This window comes from Streptomyces sp. NBC_01477 (assembly GCF_036227245.1).
GTDB lineage: Bacteria > Actinomycetota > Actinomycetes > Streptomycetales > Streptomycetaceae > Actinacidiphila.
The window spans coordinates 3,094,863-3,115,315 of record NZ_CP109445.1 but is presented as its reverse complement, the minus strand read 5'-3'; the positions used below and the strand labels follow the sequence as shown (position 1 = coordinate 3,115,315).

Annotated in this window: 20 protein-coding genes; 11 read left to right on the top strand and 9 right to left on the bottom strand. The window is 73.5% G+C overall.

The window, feature by feature from the left end:
- Position 1: 1 nt before the first annotated feature.
- From OHA86_RS12575 to OHA86_RS12565, 3 genes are read right to left on the bottom strand one after another with little or no spacing between them, the layout of a single operon-like run.
- Positions 2–1,186: a sensor histidine kinase gene (locus tag OHA86_RS12575; protein WP_329175046.1), complete on the bottom strand. Its 1,185-nt coding sequence runs from the start codon at positions 1,184–1,186 to the stop codon at positions 2–4.
- Between the two features lie 25 nt (positions 1,187–1,211).
- Positions 1,212–1,952 (bottom strand): ABC transporter permease, encoded by a 741-nt coding sequence (locus tag OHA86_RS12570; RefSeq protein ID WP_329175044.1) that lies wholly within the window; start codon positions 1,950–1,952, stop codon positions 1,212–1,214.
- Positions 1,949–3,004: an ABC transporter ATP-binding protein gene (locus OHA86_RS12565; protein ID WP_329175042.1), complete on the bottom strand. Its 1,056-nt coding sequence runs from the start codon at positions 3,002–3,004 to the stop codon at positions 1,949–1,951. The genes OHA86_RS12570 and OHA86_RS12565 overlap by 4 nt, the downstream gene beginning before the upstream one ends.
- A gap of 543 nt (positions 3,005–3,547) precedes the next feature.
- Here OHA86_RS12565 and OHA86_RS12560 point away from each other — a divergent pair.
- The 3 genes from OHA86_RS12560 to OHA86_RS12550 all read left to right on the top strand — a co-directional run bounded on the left by OHA86_RS12560 (position 3,548) and on the right by OHA86_RS12550 (position 7,826).
- Complete coding sequence (locus OHA86_RS12560; RefSeq protein ID WP_329175041.1) at positions 3,548–6,436, top strand: SpoIIE family protein phosphatase; 2,889 nt, start codon at positions 3,548–3,550, stop codon at positions 6,434–6,436.
- A gap of 426 nt (positions 6,437–6,862) precedes the next feature.
- On the top strand, positions 6,863–7,189 hold the full coding sequence (locus OHA86_RS12555) for a nuclear transport factor 2 family protein (protein ID WP_329175039.1): 327 nt from the start codon (positions 6,863–6,865) through the stop codon (positions 7,187–7,189).
- Positions 7,190–7,205: 16 nt separating this feature from the next.
- A complete protein-coding gene (locus tag OHA86_RS12550) occupies positions 7,206–7,826 on the top strand; it encodes a response regulator transcription factor (RefSeq protein ID WP_329175037.1) in 621 nt (206 codons plus the stop codon).
- Between the two features lie 20 nt (positions 7,827–7,846).
- Here OHA86_RS12550 and OHA86_RS12545 read toward each other — a convergent pair whose 3' ends face one another.
- Both OHA86_RS12545 and OHA86_RS12540 read right to left on the bottom strand, forming a co-directional pair.
- Positions 7,847–8,662, bottom strand: a complete 816-nt coding sequence (locus tag OHA86_RS12545) for a transglutaminase-like domain-containing protein (RefSeq protein ID WP_329175035.1) — start codon at positions 8,660–8,662, stop codon at positions 7,847–7,849.
- Positions 8,659–9,636, bottom strand: coding sequence for a GNAT family N-acetyltransferase (locus OHA86_RS12540; RefSeq protein ID WP_443071714.1), 978 nt, complete (start codon positions 9,634–9,636; stop codon positions 8,659–8,661). The genes OHA86_RS12545 and OHA86_RS12540 overlap by 4 nt, the downstream gene beginning before the upstream one ends.
- Positions 9,637–9,744: 108 nt before the next feature.
- Here OHA86_RS12540 and fdxA point away from each other — a divergent pair, with 108 nt between their 5' ends.
- A complete protein-coding gene (fdxA, locus tag OHA86_RS12535) occupies positions 9,745–10,065 on the top strand; it encodes a ferredoxin (protein ID WP_329175031.1) in 321 nt (106 codons plus the stop codon).
- A gap of 116 nt (positions 10,066–10,181) precedes the next feature.
- Positions 10,182–11,282 carry a succinyldiaminopimelate transaminase gene (gene dapC, locus OHA86_RS12530; RefSeq protein WP_329175029.1) on the top strand — a complete coding sequence of 367 codons (1,101 nt, stop codon included), beginning with the start codon at positions 10,182–10,184 and terminating at the stop codon, positions 11,280–11,282.
- Positions 11,283–11,396: 114 nt separating this feature from the next.
- Here dapC and OHA86_RS12525 read toward each other — a convergent pair whose 3' ends face one another.
- Positions 11,397–12,347 (bottom strand): heavy metal transporter, encoded by a 951-nt coding sequence (locus OHA86_RS12525; protein WP_443071983.1) that lies wholly within the window; start codon positions 12,345–12,347, stop codon positions 11,397–11,399.
- A gap of 1,049 nt (positions 12,348–13,396) precedes the next feature.
- Here OHA86_RS12525 and dapE point away from each other — a divergent pair.
- The 3 genes from dapE (at position 13,397) to OHA86_RS12510 (ending at position 16,484) form a co-directional block, all read left to right on the top strand.
- Positions 13,397–14,464 carry a succinyl-diaminopimelate desuccinylase gene (dapE, locus tag OHA86_RS12520; protein ID WP_329175027.1) on the top strand — a complete coding sequence of 356 codons (1,068 nt, stop codon included), beginning with the start codon at positions 13,397–13,399 and terminating at the stop codon, positions 14,462–14,464.
- Between the two features lie 114 nt (positions 14,465–14,578).
- Entirely contained in the window at positions 14,579–15,655 is a 1,077-nt protein-coding gene (locus tag OHA86_RS12515) for an alpha/beta hydrolase (protein WP_329175025.1), read from the top strand.
- 16 nt (positions 15,656–15,671) lie between these two features.
- Positions 15,672–16,484: a TIGR00730 family Rossman fold protein gene (locus OHA86_RS12510; RefSeq protein ID WP_329175023.1), complete on the top strand. Its 813-nt coding sequence runs from the start codon at positions 15,672–15,674 to the stop codon at positions 16,482–16,484.
- Between the two features lie 25 nt (positions 16,485–16,509).
- On the opposite strand, the gene folP is transcribed toward OHA86_RS12510, so the two are convergent.
- Positions 16,510–17,322, bottom strand: a complete 813-nt coding sequence (gene folP / locus OHA86_RS12505; RefSeq protein WP_329182381.1) for a dihydropteroate synthase — start codon at positions 17,320–17,322, stop codon at positions 16,510–16,512.
- A 154-nt stretch (positions 17,323–17,476) separates the two neighbouring features.
- Here folP and OHA86_RS12500 point away from each other — a divergent pair, with 154 nt between their 5' ends.
- Together OHA86_RS12500 and OHA86_RS12495 are read left to right on the top strand one after the other, a co-directional pair.
- Positions 17,477–17,884 carry a DivIVA domain-containing protein gene (locus OHA86_RS12500; RefSeq protein WP_329175021.1) on the top strand — a complete coding sequence of 136 codons (408 nt, stop codon included), beginning with the start codon at positions 17,477–17,479 and terminating at the stop codon, positions 17,882–17,884.
- Positions 17,877–18,461, top strand: coding sequence for a DNA-3-methyladenine glycosylase I (locus OHA86_RS12495; protein ID WP_329175019.1), 585 nt, complete (start codon positions 17,877–17,879; stop codon positions 18,459–18,461). Before OHA86_RS12500 ends, OHA86_RS12495 begins: the two co-directional genes overlap by 8 nt.
- 24 nt (positions 18,462–18,485) lie before the next feature.
- Here OHA86_RS12495 and OHA86_RS12490 read toward each other — a convergent pair whose 3' ends face one another.
- Positions 18,486–19,268 carry an enoyl-CoA hydratase-related protein gene (locus OHA86_RS12490; protein ID WP_329175017.1) on the bottom strand — a complete coding sequence of 261 codons (783 nt, stop codon included), beginning with the start codon at positions 19,266–19,268 and terminating at the stop codon, positions 18,486–18,488.
- A 269-nt stretch (positions 19,269–19,537) separates the two neighbouring features.
- Between OHA86_RS12490 and OHA86_RS12485 the strand changes: the two genes are divergently transcribed.
- Positions 19,538–19,705, top strand: a complete 168-nt coding sequence (locus OHA86_RS12485) for a DUF3117 domain-containing protein (RefSeq protein ID WP_073493047.1) — start codon at positions 19,538–19,540, stop codon at positions 19,703–19,705.
- 99 nt (positions 19,706–19,804) lie between these two features.
- Here the strand turns inward: OHA86_RS12485 and OHA86_RS12480 are convergent, their stop codons facing one another.
- Positions 19,805–20,440 (bottom strand): O-methyltransferase, encoded by a 636-nt coding sequence (locus tag OHA86_RS12480; RefSeq protein WP_329182380.1) that lies wholly within the window; start codon positions 20,438–20,440, stop codon positions 19,805–19,807.
- Positions 20,441–20,453: the final 13 nt, after the last annotated feature.

Genomic DNA, 20,453 nt, shown 5'->3' with positions numbered 1-20,453 from the left:
GCTAGGAAGGCCGGGCGGGAACGGCCGCGAGGGGGACCGTCGCGCGCAGCGTGAAGCCGCCGTCGCCCGCGCGGGCGGTCACCAGCGTGCCGCCCGCCAGGGCGAGGCGCTCGCCCAGCCCGGTGAGCCCGTTGCCCGGCCGCGAGCCCAGCGGCCCGCGCCCGTCGTCCGAGACGGTCAGGACGGCGAGCCCGGCCTCCGGATCCACCGTCACCGCGCACACGCACAGCGCGGCGCCGCTGTGCCGTACGACATTCGTCGTGGCCTCCCGCAGCGCCCAGGCGAGCGCGCCCTCCGTATCGGTGTCAAGACCCGGCAGCAGGTCGGGGACGTGCATCTGTACCGCCACCCCGGCGCTGGCCAGCGCCCTGCGGGCGGTCGCTGTCTCGCCGGCCAGCGTCGGCCGGCGGTAGGCGCTGACCGCCTCGCGGACGTCCACCAGCGCCTGCCTGCTGACCTGTTCGATGTCCGCTACCTGCTGCGCCGCGTCCTCGGGGCGGCCCGGCAGCATCCGCCCGGCCAGTTCGCTCTTGAGCGTGATCAGGGACAGCGAGTGCCCGAGCAGATCGTGCAGGTCGCGGGCCAGCCGCAGGCGCTCCTCGGTGGCGGCGAGGTGCGCGACCGTGCGCCGAGCCTCCCGCAACTCCCGCATGGTCCGGACGAGTTGCGTCACGCCGAGCATCGCGAAGCCGCCCAGCAGCGCGGGCACCACCAGCGACGGGTAGAGGTCGCCGGGCCGGTCCACCCACGCGCCGGTACCGGCCAGCACCGCGGTGACGCCGGGCACCGCCCAGCGGGACTGTGCCGCGGGCAGAGCGGCCCCGCAGGAGACCGCCACGTACACGAAGAGCACCAGCCAGTTCTTGCCGAGGCCGGCCGACAGGACGAAGGACAGCGCGGTCTGCGCGGCCAGCAGCGCGTAGACCCAGGGCGCGGAGCGCTCCCCGGTGTGGGCGGGCAGGAAGACCAGCGACAGGTAGCCCACGATGAAGCAGGCCAGACCGGCGCCGGCCAGCGCCGTGACGGCCGCCGAGTGGTGGCCGCCGAAGAGGTCGGTGACGGGCGCGGCCAGGTAGAGCAGCCACACGCCGATCCACATCAGTCTGATCAGCGCCTGCCGGCGCGTCTCGGGCAGCCGCCGGCCGGCGGCCGGCTCGGTGCCGGCCCAGGTCTCCTCGACGCTCATGTGCCCGCTCCTCCGGTCCTTCCCGCTACGCCTTCCTGGTGTCCTTGCGGTACAGCCAGGCGGCCGTACCGGCGAAGAGCACCAGGTAGCAGACGAGCACGGTGACGTCCTTGGCGTGCGGGGCGTCGCCGAACTCGATGGACTGCCCGAGGGCGGCGTACGCGCGGCCCGGTAGATACCCGGCCAGCGTCTGGAGCCAGTGCGGGAAGGTGGTGAAGGGCACCCACAGGCCGCCGAGCATCGCCAGCACGAAGTAGCAGAGCATCGAGATCGGCCGGGCCACGTCCGCGGTCGCGACATAGCCGATGGCGACGCCGAGCGCGGCGAAGACCATGCTGCCCGCCCAGATGCTGACCAGGATCGCCGCCCACTGCCAGGCGTCGAGGCGTACGCCCTTCACGGCGGCGCCCAGCACCAGCACGATCAGGATCGACGGCAGGCTGACGGTCGCGGCGGAGGCGATCTTCGCCGTCACATAGCCGCGGCCCGGCAGCGCGGTGAGCCGCAGCTGCCGCACCCAGCCCTTCTCGCGCTCGCGGGCGATGCGCTCGGCATTGCCCATGAGCACGGCGGTCATCGCGCCGAAGGCGGCCATCGCGACCATGTAGTACGCGGCCACGGTGAGGTCCACGCCGTCCAGCTTCTTGGTCTTTCCCGCGCCCGCGGTGACGATCAGGAACAGCAGGCCCGGGTAGAGCACCGAGAAGAACATGAACTTGCGATTCCGCAGGGTGCGGATGATTTCCAGCCTGACCAGGGTGTTCATCGCGTGCCCGCTCCGTTGTCGTCCGCGTCGGCGGTCTTCGGGGCCGCGGCGGTGTCCGCGCGCGCGGCGGTGTCGGCGTTCGTGGTGCCCGCCGTGCCGGCGTTCGCGGCGGTGGCCGCGTCGGTGATGGCCAGGAAGGCCTGTTCGAGGCCCAGGCCCGCCACCTCGAGATTGCGCGGGTAGAGGCCGAGGCCGTAGACCGCGTGGGTCGTCGCGTCGGCGTCGTCGGAGCGGATGCGGACGGTCGGCCCGGTGATGTCCAGGCCCACCAGATGCGGCAGCGCCCGCAGCGCGGCCTCGTCCACCGGCCCTTCGAGGTCGAAGGTGATCCGCCGGGCGCCCGCCCGCGCCTTGATCTCCGCGGCCGTGCCGTCCGCGATCAGCCGCCCCTGGTGCATCACCAGGACGCGGTCCGCGACGGCGTCGGCCTCCTCCAGGTAGTGCGTGGCGAACAGCACGGTCCGCCCCTCGGCCACCTGGCCGCGCATCGTCGCCCAGAACGCCTGGCGCGCGCTGACGTCCATCCCGACGGTCGGCTCGTCCAGCACGATCAGATCGTTCGCGCCGGCCGTGGCGAGCGCGAACCGCACCCGCTGCTCCTGGCCGCCGGACAGCTTGTTGACCATCCGCGACCCGATGTCCGCGATGTCCGCCCCGGCCAGCACCTGGCTGACCGGGTACGCCTTCGGGTGCAGGTCGCACGCGAGCCCGACCAGCTCCCGTACGGTCACGTCCTCCATGAGGCCGCCGCTCTGCAGCATGGCTCCGACCCGCCCGGCCGTGATCGCCTGCGCGGGCGTCGTGCCGAACACCCGCACCTCGCCCCGGTCGGCGTTCTTGAGCCCGAGCAGCAGATCGAGCGCGGTGGACTTGCCCGCCCCGTTCGGGCCGAGCAGCGCCACCGTCTCGCCCGCGTGCAGCTCAAGGCTCAGATCCGCCACCGCGTGCACGTCGCCGTAGCTCTTGTTCACCGCGGTGAACCTCGCGACGGGCACCGCCCCCGTGCCCGCGGTTCGCCCGGTCGCGCCATTCGTGGTCGCTGTCGCTGTCATACGTCCAGCTTGGCGGGGTGGCGCTGCGCGCGGCAGTGGCGGAGGTCGTGTCTTCCGCATGACAGATGTCATACATACCGCCGGGTGCCCTTCCCCGGGGCGCGGGTGTTCTGGCGGCTCCCCTCCCGCAGGGGGTGCCCATCAGGGGCGCGGGGAACTGCGCGCGCAACCCACCACCGGCTGGTGGTCCGGAGCGGACCGAGGAGACCCTTCGGGTCGGTGACGACCCGCGCCCCGGTGGGGGCTGGTCGCGCGGTTCCTCGCGCCCTTGGGGTGGTGCGGTGCGTCCGCACGCGACGGTGCGTGGGGGCTGGTCGCCCCCTGGGGCGCGGTCCGTCGGCGTACGACGCTGGGTGGGGGGGGCGCCCCCGGCCGGGGGTCGTGCGGGTCCGTCCGCACATGAGGGTGAGCGGGGGCTGAGGCCCCCGACGGTGGTGCGGTCCGTCCGCACGTGACGGCGGATGGGGGGACGGCTGCCCGCCAGGGCGATGCGTGGCGATCGGCGCAAGAATGGGAGTGGAGGGTGAGGCAGGTGATGCGTTGATGGCAGCCGCGCACAGCGAACCCGGCGACGACCCGGCGGAGGCCGTCCGGCTGCGCCTGCTCGAAACCGCAGAAGGCCTCGGCGAGGCCGAACTGCTGCGGCTCGCCCTCCAGCAGGCCGTGGCCGCCCTCAGCGGCTTCGGCGGCCTTGTCCACCTCAGCGGCGCCGCGGACGGCACCCTGCGCCTCGTGGCGGTCAACGGGCTGCCAGGGCCGCTGGCGCACCGCTGGGACGAGCTGCCGTTCACCGCGGCCACGGCACCGACCCACGCGGTGACGCGCGGCTGCGTGACCTGGTCCCCGCGGTGGCCCGCGGCGGCGGACGGGGACACCGGTCTGTCCGGGGGCCTGCTGGCCGCGCCGATCGTGCTCGACGGGGAGCCGGTCGGCGCCCTCTCGGTCCTCACCGGCGCCGCCCCGGCCGCCGGGCGCGAGCGCTTCCTCGTCCGGGTCGCCGCGGCCCTCGGCGCCCGGCTCTCGCGGGCCCGGCACCGGCGCACCAGCGGCGCCCCCTGGTGGCTGGAGCCGATCGCGGTGCGGGAGCAGGTGATGCGGCAGGTCGGCGTCGGGACCTGGAGCTGGGACCTCGACACCGGGCTGCTGGACATCGACGAGGTCACCGAGAGCCTCATCCCCGCGGCCGGCCTGGACGCCGCCACCTGGGACCACCGGATCGAGACCTGGATGGAGCGCGTCCACCCCGACGACCGGCCCGACGCGCAGGCGGCCATCGACGCGTCGATCGCGACCGGGCAGCCGTACGCCGTCGAATACCGTGTCGTCGGCGCGGACGGCGCCATCAGCTGGGTGGAGCTGCGGGCCGGCTTCGAATACGACGACAGCGGGCACCCGGTCCGCAGGGCGGGCACCATCTGGAACGTCACCGCCCGCCGCAGCCGGCTCGCCTGGCTCGTCGGCCTGCTCGAACTGCACCCCGACCCGATCCACGTCCTGTCCGCGGACAACCGCGTCGAATGGGCCAACCGGGCCGCCCGGGAACTCGGCGGCGGCGCGGGCGCCGAGATGACCGGCGAGGTCCCCTGGGAGAAGCAGCCGAGCCTCGCGGGCAGGGGCATCCCGGAACTGCTGGCCAGTGCGCGGGCCGCACCGGAGGCCGCGGCGACCGCCGAGCTGACGTACGACGACGCGGACGGCGGGCCGCCCTCCTCCTGGCTGGTGCGTGCCGTGGAGGTGAACGGCTTCGTCGCCACCCAGATGGCCGACATCTCCGAGCAGAAGGCCGCCGCGCAGGCCGAGGCGGAACGCAGCCGCCTGACGACCGAGCTGAACGAGGCGCTGATCCGCGCCCTGGACACCTCCGACGTGGTCGCGGCGATCACCGAGCACGTGCTGCCGCTGGTCGCCGCGCGCGGCCTGATCGTGCACGACCTGACAGGCCCGGTGCCCCGGCTGGTCGCCGCCACCGGCTATTCGGCGGAGTTCTGCGCGGAGCTGGAGGCGCCCGGCTGGCCGCAGCGGCTCACCGCCGCCACCGACACGGCGGTGCCGCGGTTCTTCTCCTCGCTTGCCGAACTCGACAGGAACTGGCCGCAGCTCACCCCGCTCGCACGGCACGGCGGAACGGGCGCCTGGGCCGTACTGCCGCTGATCGTCGGCGACCGCCGGGTCGGCTCGTGCATCATCAGCTGGCCCGCGCCCCGCGACTTCGCCGAGCGGGAGAAGACGCTGCTCGGCACCGTCGGGGTGATCATCGCCCAGGCGCTCGGCAACGCCAGGCTCTACGAGGAGGCCAGACGCCGGGCGGAACGCCTCCAGCAGGAACTGCTCCCCGGCGACCTGCCCGACACCATCGCCGTACGCAGCGCCGCCCGCTACCGGCTCGCGGCGGGGGAGGAGGTCGGCGGCGACTGGTACGACACGATCCCGCTGCCCGGCGGCCGTACGCTCGCCGTCATCGGCGACGTCAAGGGCCACGGCCTCGAACAGGCCATCGCCATGAGCATCATCCGGCACGCCGCGCTCACCGTCGCCACGCTCGACCTGCCCATCGACGAGATCATGGCCCACCTCAACGATGTGGCGGGGCGGCTCGGGCCGCTCACCGCCACGTGCATGCTGGTGCTCTACGACGCCACCACCGGCGACTGCCGGATCGCGGGCGCCGACCACCCGCCGCCCATCGTCATCCGGCCCGGCGGCAAGGCCCGCGAGGCGGACCTCCCGGCCGGCCAGCCGCTCGGCCAGGCGCAGGTCCCGGCGCCGGTCACCGAGACGGTACTGCCCGAGGGCAGCGTCCTCGTCCTCTACAGCGACGGCCTCCTCGACACCGCGAACCGCGACGCGGCGCCCCTCACCGACCTGCTCACCCGTTACGCGGCCACCGCCCCGCTGCCGGCCGACGCCTCCCGCCGCGACCCCTGGCTCGACACGCTGTGCGACACGATCAACGAACAGCTCCCGCCGGACCCGGAGCGGCAGGACGACGCGGTTCTGCTGGCGCTGGCCGTGGGGCGGGTGCCGGCCCGCCGGATCGCCGCGTGGGACCTCCCGCGTACGCCCGAGTCCGCCCAGCGCGGGCGGACCCTCGCGGCGGAGGAGCTTGCCGCGTGGGACCTCGGCGACCTCACCGAGACGGCGACGCTCGTCGTGAGCGAACTCATCGGCAACGCGGTGCGGCACGCGGTGGGCATCGGTACGGATGTCGGCGACGATGTCGCCGGCTTCCTGAGGCTGCGCCTCCTGCACCTCGCTGACGGCTCCGTGACCTGCGAGGTCTACGACGGGTCCCAGGCGACGCCGCGGGTGCGGCACCCCCTCCTGGACGACGAATTCGGCCGCGGCCTCCAACTCGTCGCCGTCACGGCCCGCCGCTGGGGCACGCGCTACACCGAGGGCGGCAAATGCATCTGGGCAACGGTCACCCTGTGAATGGGCTCCCCAGCGCGCGAGGTCCGCGCCCCCGGGTGACCGTTGCCCGCGGTGCCGCCGCATGCCTGCGGCCCGGCGGGGGCTGGCCGCAGTTCCCCGCGCCCCCACGGGGCTCGTCCTCCGCCGCAGAGGGCACGTCTCCCAGGGGCGCGGGGAACTGCGCGGTGCCCAGCCGAGACGCACCGCACGTGCGAAGTGCCACCGCACGTGGCAATCACCCAGGAGCGCGGGGAACTGCGCGACAAGCCACGGAGGACCGTCGTGTGGAAACAGGCAGCCGCCACTCCAGGGGCGGAGACAGCCGCAGGCGGGCAGCGGCGCACCGCGAGGAGCAGGGGGGCGAGGCCCCGGAAGGGTACGGGACACCGCGAGAGGTGAACCTGTTCGGCGGGTGCCGGGCCGGAGGCCGCATTCGTTGAGGCAGGCATGACGCACGCACCCCTGCCCATCGCCGTCGCGGCAGCGCTGGAAGCCGCGAACGCCGGGGCCATCGAAGACTTCCTCGCCGCCTTCACCGACGACGGCGCCGTCGACGACTGGGGCCGCGAATTCCGCGGCCACGACGCGATCCGCGGCTGGAGCGACGCCGAATTCATCGGCAAACAGGTCCGGGTGGACGTGACCGGCTGCCGTACCGAGGGCGACACGACCACCGTGAGCGCTCAGGTCGGCGGCAACGGCTTCAACGGCCCGTCCGACTTCGCCTTCACCGTCCGCGGCAACCGGGTCGCCCTGATGCGTATCACCGGGTGACCCTACGCTGAGGCCCATGACCGACGCGCCACCCGTGAGGGTGCTACTCGCCGACGACCAGTCGATGGTCAGGGAGGCGCTGGCGACACTGCTCGGGCTGGAGGACGACATCGAGGTCGTCGCGCAGGTGGCCAGGGGCGACGAGGTCGTGGACGCGGCCAGGGCGTACACCCCGGATGTGGCGCTGCTGGACATCGAGATGCCCGGGATGACCGGGATCGAGGCGGCGGCGCTGCTGCGTACGGCGTGCCCGCGGGTGAAGGTCGTGATCGTGACGACCTTCGGGCGGCCCGGGTATCTGCGCCGGGCGATGGAGTCGGGAGCCGCGGCCTTCCTCGTCAAGGACGCGCCGGCCGCGCAACTCGCCGAGGCGGTGCGGCGGGTGCTGCGGGGGGAGCGGGTGATCGACCCGACGCTGGCCGCCGCGGCGCTGGCCGAAGGGGCGGACCCGCTGACCGCGCGGGAGCGGGACGTGCTGACGGCGGTGGCGGACGGCAGCGTCAACGCCGAGGCCGCCGGGCGGCTCGGCCTGTCGGAGGGGACGGTACGCAACTACCTGTCCACCGCGATCCAGAAGACCGGCGCCCGCAACCGCGCGGAGGCGGTCCGTATCGCCCGTGAGAAGGGCTGGCTCTAGCAGGCGCCGGGCGGCAGACGTCAGTTGAGGTGCGCCCGCGCGGCCCGCGCCTTGGTGCGGATGACCCCGGCGGACTCCGGGTCGAAGGCGCCGATGACATCGGCGTAGGACTCCATCTCCGCGGCCCCGCCGAGGAAGTCACCCATCATGACCAGCAGTTGCGCGCGCTCGTAGCGCAACTTGGCGGGGTGGCGGGGGAGGAGCAGCGTCAGGTCGAGGGTCCAGAGCTGGACCGGGCGGTGTTCGGGGCGGGGCGCGGCCCAGGCGCGGATGTTGTTCAGGATGCGCTGGACGACGTCCAGCGGGTCGGCCGGGGTGAAGACGTCGGCGCCCGCCGCGAGGATCTCCGCGTCGGCGTGGGACATGACGCGGCCCCCGTGGAAGGGGTCGACCAGCACGTGCGGGCCGTCGGGGTCGCCGAGGCCGACGGCGAAGTGGCCGGGCAGGGCGACACCGTAGACGGGGGCGCCGGCGCGGCGGGCGACCTCGATCCACACCACCGACAGCAGGATCGGCAGGCCCCGGCGGCGCCGCAGCACTTCCTGGAGCAGGGAGGAGGACAGCCGCTGGTAGTCGCCGGGGGCGCCGTGGAAGCCGTGCTCGGCGCCCAGCACGCGGTGCAGGGCCGCGGCCCAGTCCATCGGGGTGGCCAGGCCGTGCGGGAGCAGCCCGGCGAGCCGGTCGAGTTCGATCTGCGCGGCGTCGGCGGCGGCGCCGTCCAGCGCCGGGTCGGCGCGGGCCCCGATGAGCAGGCACAGCTCCGCCAGGTCGGGCCGCTCCTCCCGGGCCGCGGCGGCGAACCGTTCGGGTACGGGTTCGGGCGCAGGTGGGTTCATGCCGCCGGTCGCCGGTAGTGGTAGCCGTGGTGGTCGGTGAAGCCGAGCCGGTCGTAGAGGGCGCGGGCGCCCGCGTTGTCCGCCTCGACCTGGAGATACGCGGCCGTGGCGCCCTCCTGGGCGGCGCGCCGGGCGAGTACGCCCATGACGGCGGTGGCCAGGCCCTGCCGCCGGTGCGGCGGTATGACCTCGACCGCCCCGAAGAGCGCCCACGGTCCTTCGACCACGGCCCGCCCGATCGCGCCGGGCATCGTGGCGAACCAGACGGACGGCCCGCCGGTGACCACCCTGAGCGCGGCGTCCGCGAGACCGCCCGTGCGGTGGTAGGCGGTCAGCCACGCGGTGTCCGGCGTCCTGGCCAGCGTGACGGGTCCCGCGGGGCTCTCGGGCAGCAGCGTCAGGGGGGCCAGCGGCGCGGTCCTGACCAGCGTGTCGCCCTCGCGCACCCAGCCGCGCGCGTCGGCCTCGGCGGCGTAGGGGGAGGAGTCGGCCAGTTGGAGGTACGGGGTCGTGCCGCGTTCGCCGTACCAGCGCACCACCTCGGCCAGTGCCTCGTCCGGCGGTATCCCGGGGTCGCCGCCCGCGAGGACCGAGTTGGCCCGCCGGGTGAAGCCCCCCGCGTGGCGCAGCGTCCAGTCGCCGAGCGGGGCGGTCTCGGTGGCGGGCCACGCCCGGGCGCCGACCGCGTCCAGCTCGTCGTCGGTCACCGCCGGCACGGCGACGCGCCGTACGGGCGCCGGCGGGACAATCTTGCCTGCGACGAGGGCGGATTCCGCGATACGGACGGTTACGCCTGTCTTCCGCGTGATGTACACCACTCCTCCGTCCCAGGATTCGAGAACACCGACCGTATCGGTGAACGTAGGATGCCCGTCAGTGACCTCGGCCAACTGCCGCACAGATACGCGTTTTCCCACGTCAGCGGGCGTGATACGAACTTCGAGTCGTGCACCGGCCGAGAAATCCGCTGGCATGTGAGCCCCTCCTGTTCGGTTCGTGCCCAGGAACGGAGATACTAGGTGCGGGCATCGACGACGCCGCGCTCCCGCGCGAGATGAGCCCTATCGAGGAGGAACGACAGCGTGACCTACGTCATCGCGCAGCCTTGTGTCGACGTCAAGGACAAGGCGTGCATCGAAGAGTGCCCGGTCGACTGCATCTACGAGGGCGCCCGGTCCTTGTACATCCACCCGGACGAATGTGTCGACTGCGGCGCGTGTGAACCGGTCTGCCCGGTGGAGGCCATCTTCTACGAGGACGACACCCCGGAGGAGTGGAAGGACTACTACAAGGCGAATGTGGAGTTCTTCGACGAGCTGGGCTCGCCCGGCGGCGCATCCAAGCTCGGGCTGATCGACCGCGACCACCCCTTCATCGCCGAGCTGTCCCCGCAGAACCAGTAGCGCACCAGGTACGCAGCAGAGCACGCCGCGCCCGAGGGCGCCTTCCGCCACCGCCCTGTACGCGCCGCAGCGCCGTACGGGGCAGTGGCGTGCGAGCAGAGTGAGAGTGTGAGCACGTGAGCATTTCCGCCCGTCTGCCGGTCTTCCCGTGGGACCGCCTGGAGCCGTACAAGGCGGCGGCCGCGGCGCACCCCGACGGCGTCGTCGACCTCTCGGTCGGCACCCCGGTGGACCCGGTGCCCGAGGTGATCAGGCAGGCGCTGGCCGCCGCGGCCGACAGCCCCGGCTACCCGCTGACGTACGGCACCGCCGCCCTGCGGGAGGCCGCCGCGGACTACCTGCGCACCTGGCACGGGGTCACCGGCGCCGACCCGCGGCATGTGCTCGCGCTGATCGGCTCCAAGGAACTGGTCGGCTGGCTGCCGACGCTGCTCGACCTGCGCGAGGGCGACCAGGTCGGCTACCCGCAGCTCGCCTACCCGACGTACGAGATCGGCACGCTGCTGGCCCGCGCCGAGCCGGTCCGCTACGACGACCCCGTCGCCGAACTCGACCCGGCGCGGGTCAAGCTGCTGTGGCTCAACAGCCCCTCCAACCCCACCGGGCGGGTGCTGGGCGCCGCCGAGCTGCGCCGCATCGTCGGCTGGGCGCGCGAGCACGGCGTCCTCGTGGTGTCCGACGAGTGCTACATCGAGCTGGGCTGGGAGGGCGAGGAGCCGGTCTCTGTGCTGCACCCGGACGTCTGCGGCGACAGCCACGACGGGCTGATCGCCGTCCACTCGCTGTCCAAGCGGTCCAACTTCGCCGGCTACCGCGGCGCCTTCCTGGCCGGCGATCCGGCGGTGGTCGCGGAACTGCTCGCGGTGCGCAAGCACGCCGGCATGATCGTGCCGCAGCCCGTCCAGGCCGCGATGGTCGCCGCGCTCGGCGACCGGGACCACGCGGTGGAGCAGAAGCAGCGCTACGCCCGCCGCCGCGTCGCGCTGCGTACCGCCCTTGAGGCGGCCGGCTTCCGCATCGAGCACAGCGAGGCCAGCCTCTACCTGTGGGCGACCCGCGGCGAGGGCTGCTGGGAGACGGTGGCGGACCTGGCCAAACGCGGCGTCCTCGTCGCCCCCGGCGACTTCTACGGCCCCGCGGGCGCCGACTTCGTCCGCGTCGCCCTGACGGCGACCGACGAGCGCGTCGCTGCGGCGGTGGCCCGGCTGGCCGCCTGACGGCCGAGCACGCGGAGGGGCCGGGGCATGATGCTCCCGGCCCCCGGACGGGTGGTTCGCGGCGGCCTTCGGTGCGCCGCCGCGTATGTTCTCCCGGTCGGGTGACAGCCCGCGCTATTGCGCGACGGTGATCCGGACGAACCCGCCGCCCGCGCCGTCGCTGTTGCCGCCCGCGTCCTCCGGCGCCTTGCGCCAGCCGCTGCCGGAGCGGGCCGCCTGCCACTGCATGCCGTTGAAGGACACCGCCGCGACTTTCAGGTCGTGCGCGTGCGCCACCGACCACTGGGCCAGCTGCCAGCCCCGCCTGACGGTGTCCCCGGCCGCCCCGCCGCCGGCCGGCGCGGCCGGCACGGCCACCGTACGGGCCGGCTCCCCGGCCGTCTTCGGCCGCGCCTGGGTGCCGAACTCCCGTTCCAGCAGGGTCGTCACCACCGCGGGGTCGCCCGGCGCGCCGCCCGCGCTGTCCTCCTTGTCCGCGCCGGTCCGGCAGCTCAGCGCACCGGCCTTGCGGCCGACCAGCGCCGCCGACAGCATCGTGGCGTCCGCCTCGTGCTTGGCGTACGCCTGCGGGTAGCCGCTCTTCTGCACCTTCTGCGCGGCGACGGTCAGCGGGAGGCGGGAGTAGCCGTCGATCTTGACCAGGCTGTCGTAGAAGGAGTTGGTCGAGTAGACCGGGTCGAGGATCTGCTGCGCGGTGCCCCAGCCCTGCGAGGGGCGCTGCTGGAACAGGCCGAGCGAATCGCGGTCGCCGTGGTCCAGATTGTCGAGCCGCGACTCCTGCAAGGCGGTGGCCAGGGCTATGGTGACCGCCCGTTCCGGCAGGCCGCGGGCCGTCGCGACCGCGGCGATGGTCGCGGCGTTCGCCGCCTGGGACTGCGTCAGCTTGAGGGTGTCGTCGTCGGAGCGGACGACGCAGCCGGCTTCTTGTGAGGATTTGCCGGTGAGTTCGTAGACCACGAGGGCGGCTGCCGCCAGCACGAGGACGGCGCTGAGGGCTTTGAGCGCGCGGCGGCGCGGGCGGTTCTGGTCGCGCCCCGAGGAGGCGCCTGACGTGGGCACGGGCAGAGCGTACCGGGTGCACTGACGTCCCCGGATGCGCCAGCCCCTGCGGGCCGCGGGCCCGCTTCCCCCATGTGGGTGCCACTTCCTGTGGCGTGCACAGTCCCGCTGGCCTGTGGTCGCGCGCGCCCCTGGGCGATTGCCACGTGCGGTGGCATTGCGCAGTCGCGGTGCGTCCCGGCCGGCCGCGCAGTTCCCCGCGCCCCCTGGGGCTTGCCCTCTGCCGCAGAGGACGACCCCCGTAGGGGCGCGAGGAACGGCGCGGGCAACCAGGACGGCGGGAAAGCAGCGACCCCACCGCAAGCGGCACCCCCCCCGGGGGCGCGGGGAACCGCGCGCCCAGCCACGACGGCGGGAAGGAAGCACCGCCACCGCAAGTGGCACCCCCTCAGGGGCGCGGGGAACTGCGCGCCCAGCCGTGATGGCGCAGCCGTCAAGCGACGCACCGCACGTGGCACCCCCCCCGGGGGCGCGGGGAACCGCGCGCCCAGCCGCGACGGCGGGAAGGAAGCACCGCCACCGCAAGTGGCACCCCCTCAGGGGCGCGGGGAACTGCGCGCCCAGCCGTGATGGCGCAGCCGTCAAGCGACGCACCGCACGTGGCACCCCCCCCGGGGGCGCGGGGAACCGCGCGCCCAGCCGCGACGGCGGGAAGGAAGCACCGCCACCGCAAGTGGCACCCCCTCAGGGGCGCGGGGAACTGCGCGCCCAGCCGTGATGGCGCAGCCGTCAAGCGACGCACCGCACGTGGCACCCCCCCCGGGGGCGCGGGGAACCGCGCGCCCAGCCGCGACGGCGGGAAGGAAGCACCGCCACCGCAAGTGGCACCCCCTCAGGGGCGCGAGGAACTGCGCGCCCAGCCGTGATGGCGCAGCCGACAAGCGACGCACCGCACGTGGCACTCACCCGGGGGCGCGGGGAACTGCGCGCTCAGCCCCCCGGGCCGGAAGGGCGGAGGTCACCGCGGGGGGCAGCCCCCAGGGGCGGGACGCGGGCGCCTGGCACCGCGAGGGAGCCGATCACCCGAGGGCGCGGGAGCGCCTAGAGTGCGGGACATGGCACGCGGACTTGACCTCAAGACAGACGTGGGAACGCTGACAGCGACCCTCGTGGACGTACCGTCGGTGAGCCGCGAGGAGAAGCCCCTCGCGGACATGATCGAGGCAGCGCTGAAAGCGCAACCGCACCTCACCGTGGACCGGGACGGCGACGCGGTGGTCGCCAGAACGCGTTTCGGCAAAGCCGAGCGCGTCGTGCTGGCCGGCCACATCGACACCGTCCCGATCGCCGACAACCTGCCCTCGCGGCTGGACGCGGACGGCGTGCTGTGGGGGTGCGGGACCACCGACATGAAGTCGGGCGTCGCGGTCCAGCTGCGGCTGGCGGCCACCCTCACCGACGCCAACCGCGACCTCACCTACGTCTTCTACGACGCCGAGGAGATCACCTCCGAGGCCAACGGCCTCAAGCGGCTGGTCGAGCGGCACCCGGACTGGCTCGCGGGCGACTTCGCCGTACTGCTGGAGCCGACCAAGGGCCGGGTGGACGGCGGCTGCCAGGGCACCATGCGGGTGCGGGTGGAGACGACCGGGCGCCGCGCGCACTCCGCGCGCAGCTGGCTGGGGGACAACGCGATCCACAAGGCCGCCCCGATCCTGGCCCGGCTCGCCGCGTACGAGCCGCGCCGGGTGGAGATCGACGGGCTGACGTATCCGGAGGGGCTGAACGCCGTCATGATCGCGGGCGGCCACGCGGGCAATGTGATTCCCGACACGTGCGCGGTCACGGTGAACTACCGCTTCTCGCCCGACCAGACGGAAGCGGAAGCGCTGGAGCGGGTCCGTACCGTCTTCGACGGCTTCGAGGTGGTGCTCACCGACAGCGCTCCCGGCGCACTGCCGGGCCTGTCGCATCCGGCCGCCGCCGCCTTCGTCGAGGTGATCGGCACCGCCCCCGCGGCCAAGGAGGCCTGGACGGACGTGGCGCGCTTCTCGGCGCTTGGCATCCCCGCGGTGAATTACGGGCCGGGCGACCCGACGCTGGCGCACACCCGCGAGGAGCACGTCGTGGTGGCCGCGATCGAGGAGGCGGAACGCAAGCTCACCGCCTGGCTGACCGACTGAGACGTACGACTCGCGCGCGCGGGGCAACCGAACTGGGGTGCGCGGCGGTCCTTCCTCCCGGCATGGTGTGATCGTATACGTCCGATCCGGGACCGGGGGGAGGTCGGCTGCGTCGTGGGACTGACCAGCGGTGTGTTCGCCGCGCTGCTCATCGCCGCCGCGGTGGGCGCGGTCGCGGGCGCGGTGGTGCTGTGGCCGCGGGTGCGCGGCCCGCGCCCGCTGCGGGTCGCCGCACGGGTCGGCATGATCGTGTTGTGCCAGGTCACCGCGATATTCGTGGTGATGGCGACGGTGAACAACCAGTACGGCTTCTACGCCTCGTGGGACGACCTGCTCGGCCACGCCAACAGCGGCGGCAAGGACCGGCCCGTCGCGCACGCCTCGCCGACACCGGCCGTACCGGACTACCGCGTGAAGTTCGCGGCGTACTCGCAGGGTTTCGAGCGGGCCACCGTGCACGGCTGGGACAGCGGCACCAAGGGCGATGTGATCGTCTGGCTGCCGCCGCAGTACGGGAAGCCGGAATTCGCCCATACGCGCTTCCCGGTCATCGAGGTGCTGCACGGCATACCCGGCACCCCGCACAGCTTCCTGCGCGGGATGCGGCTCGGCCGGATCATGCAGGACCAGATCACCGCCGGCCGCGCGGAGCCCGCGATCCTGGTGCTGCCCACCATCACCCCGGACCGGGTCAACACCGGCTGCGCGGACGTGGAGGGCAAGAGCAAGGTGGAGACCTGGCTCACCGACGACGTGGTCCAGACGATCTCGCACAACTTCCGTACGCTGCCGGCACCCCGCGGCTGGGCGGTGATGGGCATATCCACCGGCGGCTACTGCGCGGCCCGGCTCGCGCTCGCCCATCCCGACACCTTCGCCGCGGGCGCGGCCCTCGCGCCGGACGACCCGTCGAAGGGGGTGCGCTCCCCGCTGTGGCTGGCCCGCACCACCCGCCCCGACGTGCGGCTGCTGGTCGAGTCGAGCCTCCAGGACCCGGAGAGCCCGCCGAAGTTCGCCGACTGGATCACCGGCGCCGCCCAGTCGCCCACCGAGGTCAGCACCCTGCGGCTGAGCAACGGCGGGCACAATTGGAACACCTGGGGCCGGATGTTCCCCGACGCCTTCACCTGGGTCAGCGCCCGCCTCGAAGCGCCGCGGGCGGTCCCTTTGGCGCCGTCCGCGGCACCGTGATGCGTAGGCTGCCGATATGACAGAAGCACGAGGCGTCCCGGATGGCGCCCAGGAGGCCGCGGCGGCGGCGAACGCGGCGGCGGAGGAGCTGCCGTACGGCAAGGGCTGGCCGGAGCGGCACACAGGACCGGTGGTGCGACGGCGCGGCCAGGTGCAGACCGGCACCACGGACCAGCGGCTGCTGGACAGCCGCGGCCCGTCCTCGGACTGGGTGCACGGCGACCCGTGGCGGGTCATGCGCATCCAGTCCGAATTCGTCGAGGGCTTCGGCGCGCTGGCCGAACTCGGCCCGGCGGTCAGCGTCTTCGGCTCCGCCCGCACCCCGGCCGACTCGCCGGAGTACGAGGCGGGTGTGCGGATCGGCCGCGCGCTGACCGAGGCCGGCTTCGCGGTGATCACCGGCGGCGGCCCCGGCGCCATGGAGGCGGCCAACAAGGGCGCCCTGGAGGCCGGCGGGGTCTCGGTGGGACTCGGCATCGAGCTGCCCTTCGAGCAGGGCCTCAACCCCTACGTCGACATCGGTGTGAACTTCCGTTACTTTTTTGTCCGAAAAACGATGTTTGTGAAGTATGCACGAGGCTTCGTCGTGCTCCCGGGCGGCTTCGGCACCCTGGACGAACTTTTTGAGGCGCTGACCCTCGTCCAGACCAAGAAGGTCACCCGCTTCCCGATCGTGCTGTTCGGCAGCGAATACTGGGGCGGCCTGGTCCAGTGGATCCGCGCCAGCCTGATCGCCGAGGGCAAGGCGTCGGCGGCCGACCTGGAGCTGTTCCATGTCACCGACGACGTGGACGAGGCGGTCGAGCGGGTCACCAAGGAGAGCGCGTAACGGCCCCTGGGGGCGGCGCGCGATGTCACGCCAGTCCGCGGCGGGCGACCGCGGGCGGGCGGTGGCCGGCGATCGAGGCGACCATGTCCAGCACCTGGCGGGTCTCCGCGACCTCGTGCACCCGGTAGACCTGGGCGCCCAGCCAAGCCGAGACCGCCGTGGTGGCGAGGGTGCCGGTCAGCCGCTCCTTGACCGGGCGGTCCAGTGTCTCGCCGACGAAGTCCTTGTTCGACAGCGACACCAGGACCGGCCAGCCCGTCGCCGTCATCTCCGGAAGGCGGCGGGTCGCCTCCAGCGAATGCCGGGTGTTCTTGCCGAAGTCGTGCCCCGGGTCGATCATGATCGCGTCCCTGCGCACCCCGAGTTCCACCGCCCGCTCGGCGAGCCCGCAGGTCACCCGCAGGATGTCGGCCATCACATCCTCGTAGCCGACCCGGTGCGGCCGGGTCCGCGGCTGCGCGCCGCCCGCGTGCGTACAGACCAGGCCCACGCCGTGCCGGGCGGCCACCTCGGCGAGCTTCGGGTCGACCCCGCCCCAGGCGTCGTTCAGCAGGTCGGCGCCCGCCGCGCACACCGCCTCGCCGACCTCGTGCCGCCAGGTGTCGACGCTGATCACCACCTCGGGGTGGCGGCTGCGCACCTCGCCGACGAAGTCGGCCGTACGGCGGATCTCCTCGGCCGCCGACACCTCGGCGCCCGGCCCCGCCTTGACCCCGCCGATGTCGATGATCGCGGCGCCCTCGGCGACCGCCAGCGCGACCCGTTCGAGAGCGGGTTCGTCGGTGAAGGTCGCGCCCTGGTCGTAGAACGAATCGGGCGTACGGTTGACGATCGCCATGATCACCGGCTCCCGTTCGCCGAATTCCCGGGTGCCCAGCCGAAGTGCCACTGCCGCTCCTCATCTCAGACTCATGCGATCGTGGCACGATCGTGCCTGACATGGACGGCCTGGCGGGTACGGCAGGCCTGAGGGCGGACTCCGGGAGATCGACGTGTTCTGGTTCATGCTCATCGCGCTGGTCGCGGTGGTCGCCGCGGTGGCAATGGCCGTGCTCGGCGAAGGCGGCCCGCTGCGGGACGCCGGCACCGACCGGCTGGACGACCGGCTGCCCGCCGACCGTCCGCTGATCCGCTCCGACATCGACGCGGTACGCCTGCCGGTGACCGTACGCGGCTACCGCATGCTCGACGTCGACGAGGTCCTCGACCGGCTCGGCGCGGAACTGGCCGAGCGGGACGCGCGGATCGCCGAGCTGGAGTCGTCGCTCGCGGGAGCGCCCGCGCGGGGCACGACGCTGACCAAGCAGGAGCCGCCGGCCCCCGAGGAGCCGGGCTACGGCGGCCACCTGAACGGCAACGGCGGCAACGGCGGCAACGGCAGCGGCGGCGCCGGTGAGTGAGCCCGGCGGTGTCGTGATCGGCGAGGACGGCCTCGCACGCTGCCCGTGGGGGCTGTCCACGCCGGACTACGTCGCCTACCACGACCAGGAGTGGGGCCGGCCGGTGCACGGCGACGACGCCCTCTTCGAGCGGGTCTGCCTGGAGGCCTTCCAGTCCGGGCTGTCCTGGATCACCATCCTGCGCCGCCGGGAGACCTTCAGAGCGGCCTTCAAGGGCTTCGAGATCGATGCGGTGGCGTCCTTCACCGACACCGACCGGGAACGGCTGCTGGCCGATCCCGGCATCATCAGGAACCGGGCGAAGGTCGACGCCTCGATCGCCAACGCGCTCGCCGCGCAGGCCCTGCGGGACGACGGCGGCCTCGACGCCCTCATCTGGTCCTTCGCGCCCGATCCCGCGACCCGGCACGTCCCCCGCACCTCCGCCGACATCCAGGCGACGACACCGGAGTCCGCGGCCCTGTCCAAGTCGCTCAAGGCCCACGGCTTCCGCTTCGTCGGCCCCACGACGGCCCACGCCCTGATGCAGGCCTGCGGCCTGGTCAACGACCACCTGGCCGACTGCTCGGCCCGCTGAGCCCGCACCGGGGCACGGGCGCGGTCAGTGTGCCTCGAAGACGGCGGGGCGCTTGGCGAGAAACGCCGCCACCGCCTCGCGGTGGTCCGCCGAGGCGCCCGCCGCCGTCTGGAGCCCCGCCTCCTCGGCGAGGGACTCCGGCAGGGAGTGGGACGCGGAGAAGGCGAGCGCGGCCTTGATGGCGGCGTACGCGACGGTCGGCCCCGCGGCGAGCCGCCGGGCGACGGCGAGCGCCTCGGCCGGCAGGTCGGCGGCCGGCACAACCTTGTTCGCGATGCCGAGGCCGGCCGCCTCGGCGGCCGGCACCGCGCGCGGGAAGAGCAGCAGGTCGGAGGCGCGCGAGTGCCCGACAAGGCGGGGCAGGGTCCAGGACATCCCGGAGTCGGTGGACAGGGCGACGCCGGCGAAGGAGGTGTTGAAGGACGCCGTGTCCGCGACCACGCGGTAGTCCGCGGCGAAGGCGAAGCCGGCGCCGGCGCCCGCGGCGACCCCGTTCACCCCGGCGACCACCGGCTTCGGCATCGTCGCGATGGCCAGCGTGATCGGGTTGTAGTGCTCGGCGACCGTCGTCATGCCGCCGCCCGCCGCGAGGATCGCGACATGCTCCTTGAGGTCCTGGCCGACGCAGAAGGCCCGCCCGCTGCCGGTGAGCAGCACCGCCCTGACCGCCGGGTCCGCGCCGGCGTCCCGCAGGGCGTCCCGCAGTGCCACCTTGGTGCCGGTGTCGAGCGCGTTCATCGCCTCGGGGCGGTTCAGGGTGACGGTGGCGAGCCCCTCGGACACCTCGTACAGCACGCTGTCGGCCATGGCGGTAACCCCTTCGTCGCGGCAACGGTCCAGGCCAGGATGCCGGACCCGCGGACCGGAGGTCATGTGACCTACGTCAAGTGTTTCTGAGCGCCATCAGTGCCCCCGGGCCGGGCGTGGCACGGGCCCGGCGGCGAATTGACCGGTTTTGCGGGTGTCGATTGAGGAACGGAGTGCCACCGCTGTTGGTCATCGGGCAGGTGGATGCGGGATAATGGCCGAGAACCAATGTGTTCGAGTCCGAGCTGGTTTCAGGAAGGGGAACGAGCATGGCGGCCATGAAGCCGCGGACGGGTGACGGCCCGCTCGAGGTGACCAAGGAGGGGCGGAGCATTATTATGCGCGTTCCGCTTGAGGGCGGCGGGCGGCTTGTTGTCGAGCTGACCCCGGACGAGGCGGATGCCCTCGGCGATGCGTTGAAGAAGGCCATCGTCTGAGACCAGCGGTCCCCGTGACATCGCCGCGGCCACGTACACACAGTGCGTGGCCGCGCCCCCTTTTGCGCCGCCTTCCCGCCGGGCACCCGGGCGGGGCGGTCAGGGGCGGCGGACGGCGCACAGGAGGCCGTCGTCGGTCGGGAGCAGGACCGGGGACAGTCGTGGGCTGTCCCGGACGGCCCGCATCAGGTCCCGCACCGCGAGGGACTCGGAGTCCTGGTGGGCGGCGTCCAGGGCGCGGCCCTGCGCGAAGACGCCCTCGAAGCAGACGACGCCGCCCGGGCGCAGCAGGCGCAGGGACTCGTCGAGGTAGTCGAGGTACTCCAGCCGGTCGCTGTCGCAGAAGACCAGGTCGTAGGCGCCGTCCGTGAGGCGCGGCAGGACGTCGAGGGCGGCGCCGGGGATGAAGCGGGAGCGGTTCGCGGCGAAGCCGGCCTCGCGGTAGGCCTCGCGGGCGAGCTGCTGGCGGTCCGGCTCGGTGTCGACGGTGGTCAGCACCCCGTCGTGGCGCATCCCGCGCATCAGATGGATACCGGAGACGCCGGTGCCGGTGCCGATCTCGACGACGTATTTCGCGTTGCCCGCCGCCGCCAGCAGCCGCAGCGCCGCACCGGTGCCGGGGGAGACGGGCCGCAGCCCTGACGCGTGCGAGCGGGCCCTGGCGCGTATGAGGGCGTCGTCCTCGGCGACGAACGCGTCGGCGAACGCCCAGCTCGCCTGCCGGTTGCCGGTAATGGCCCTCTCCTCG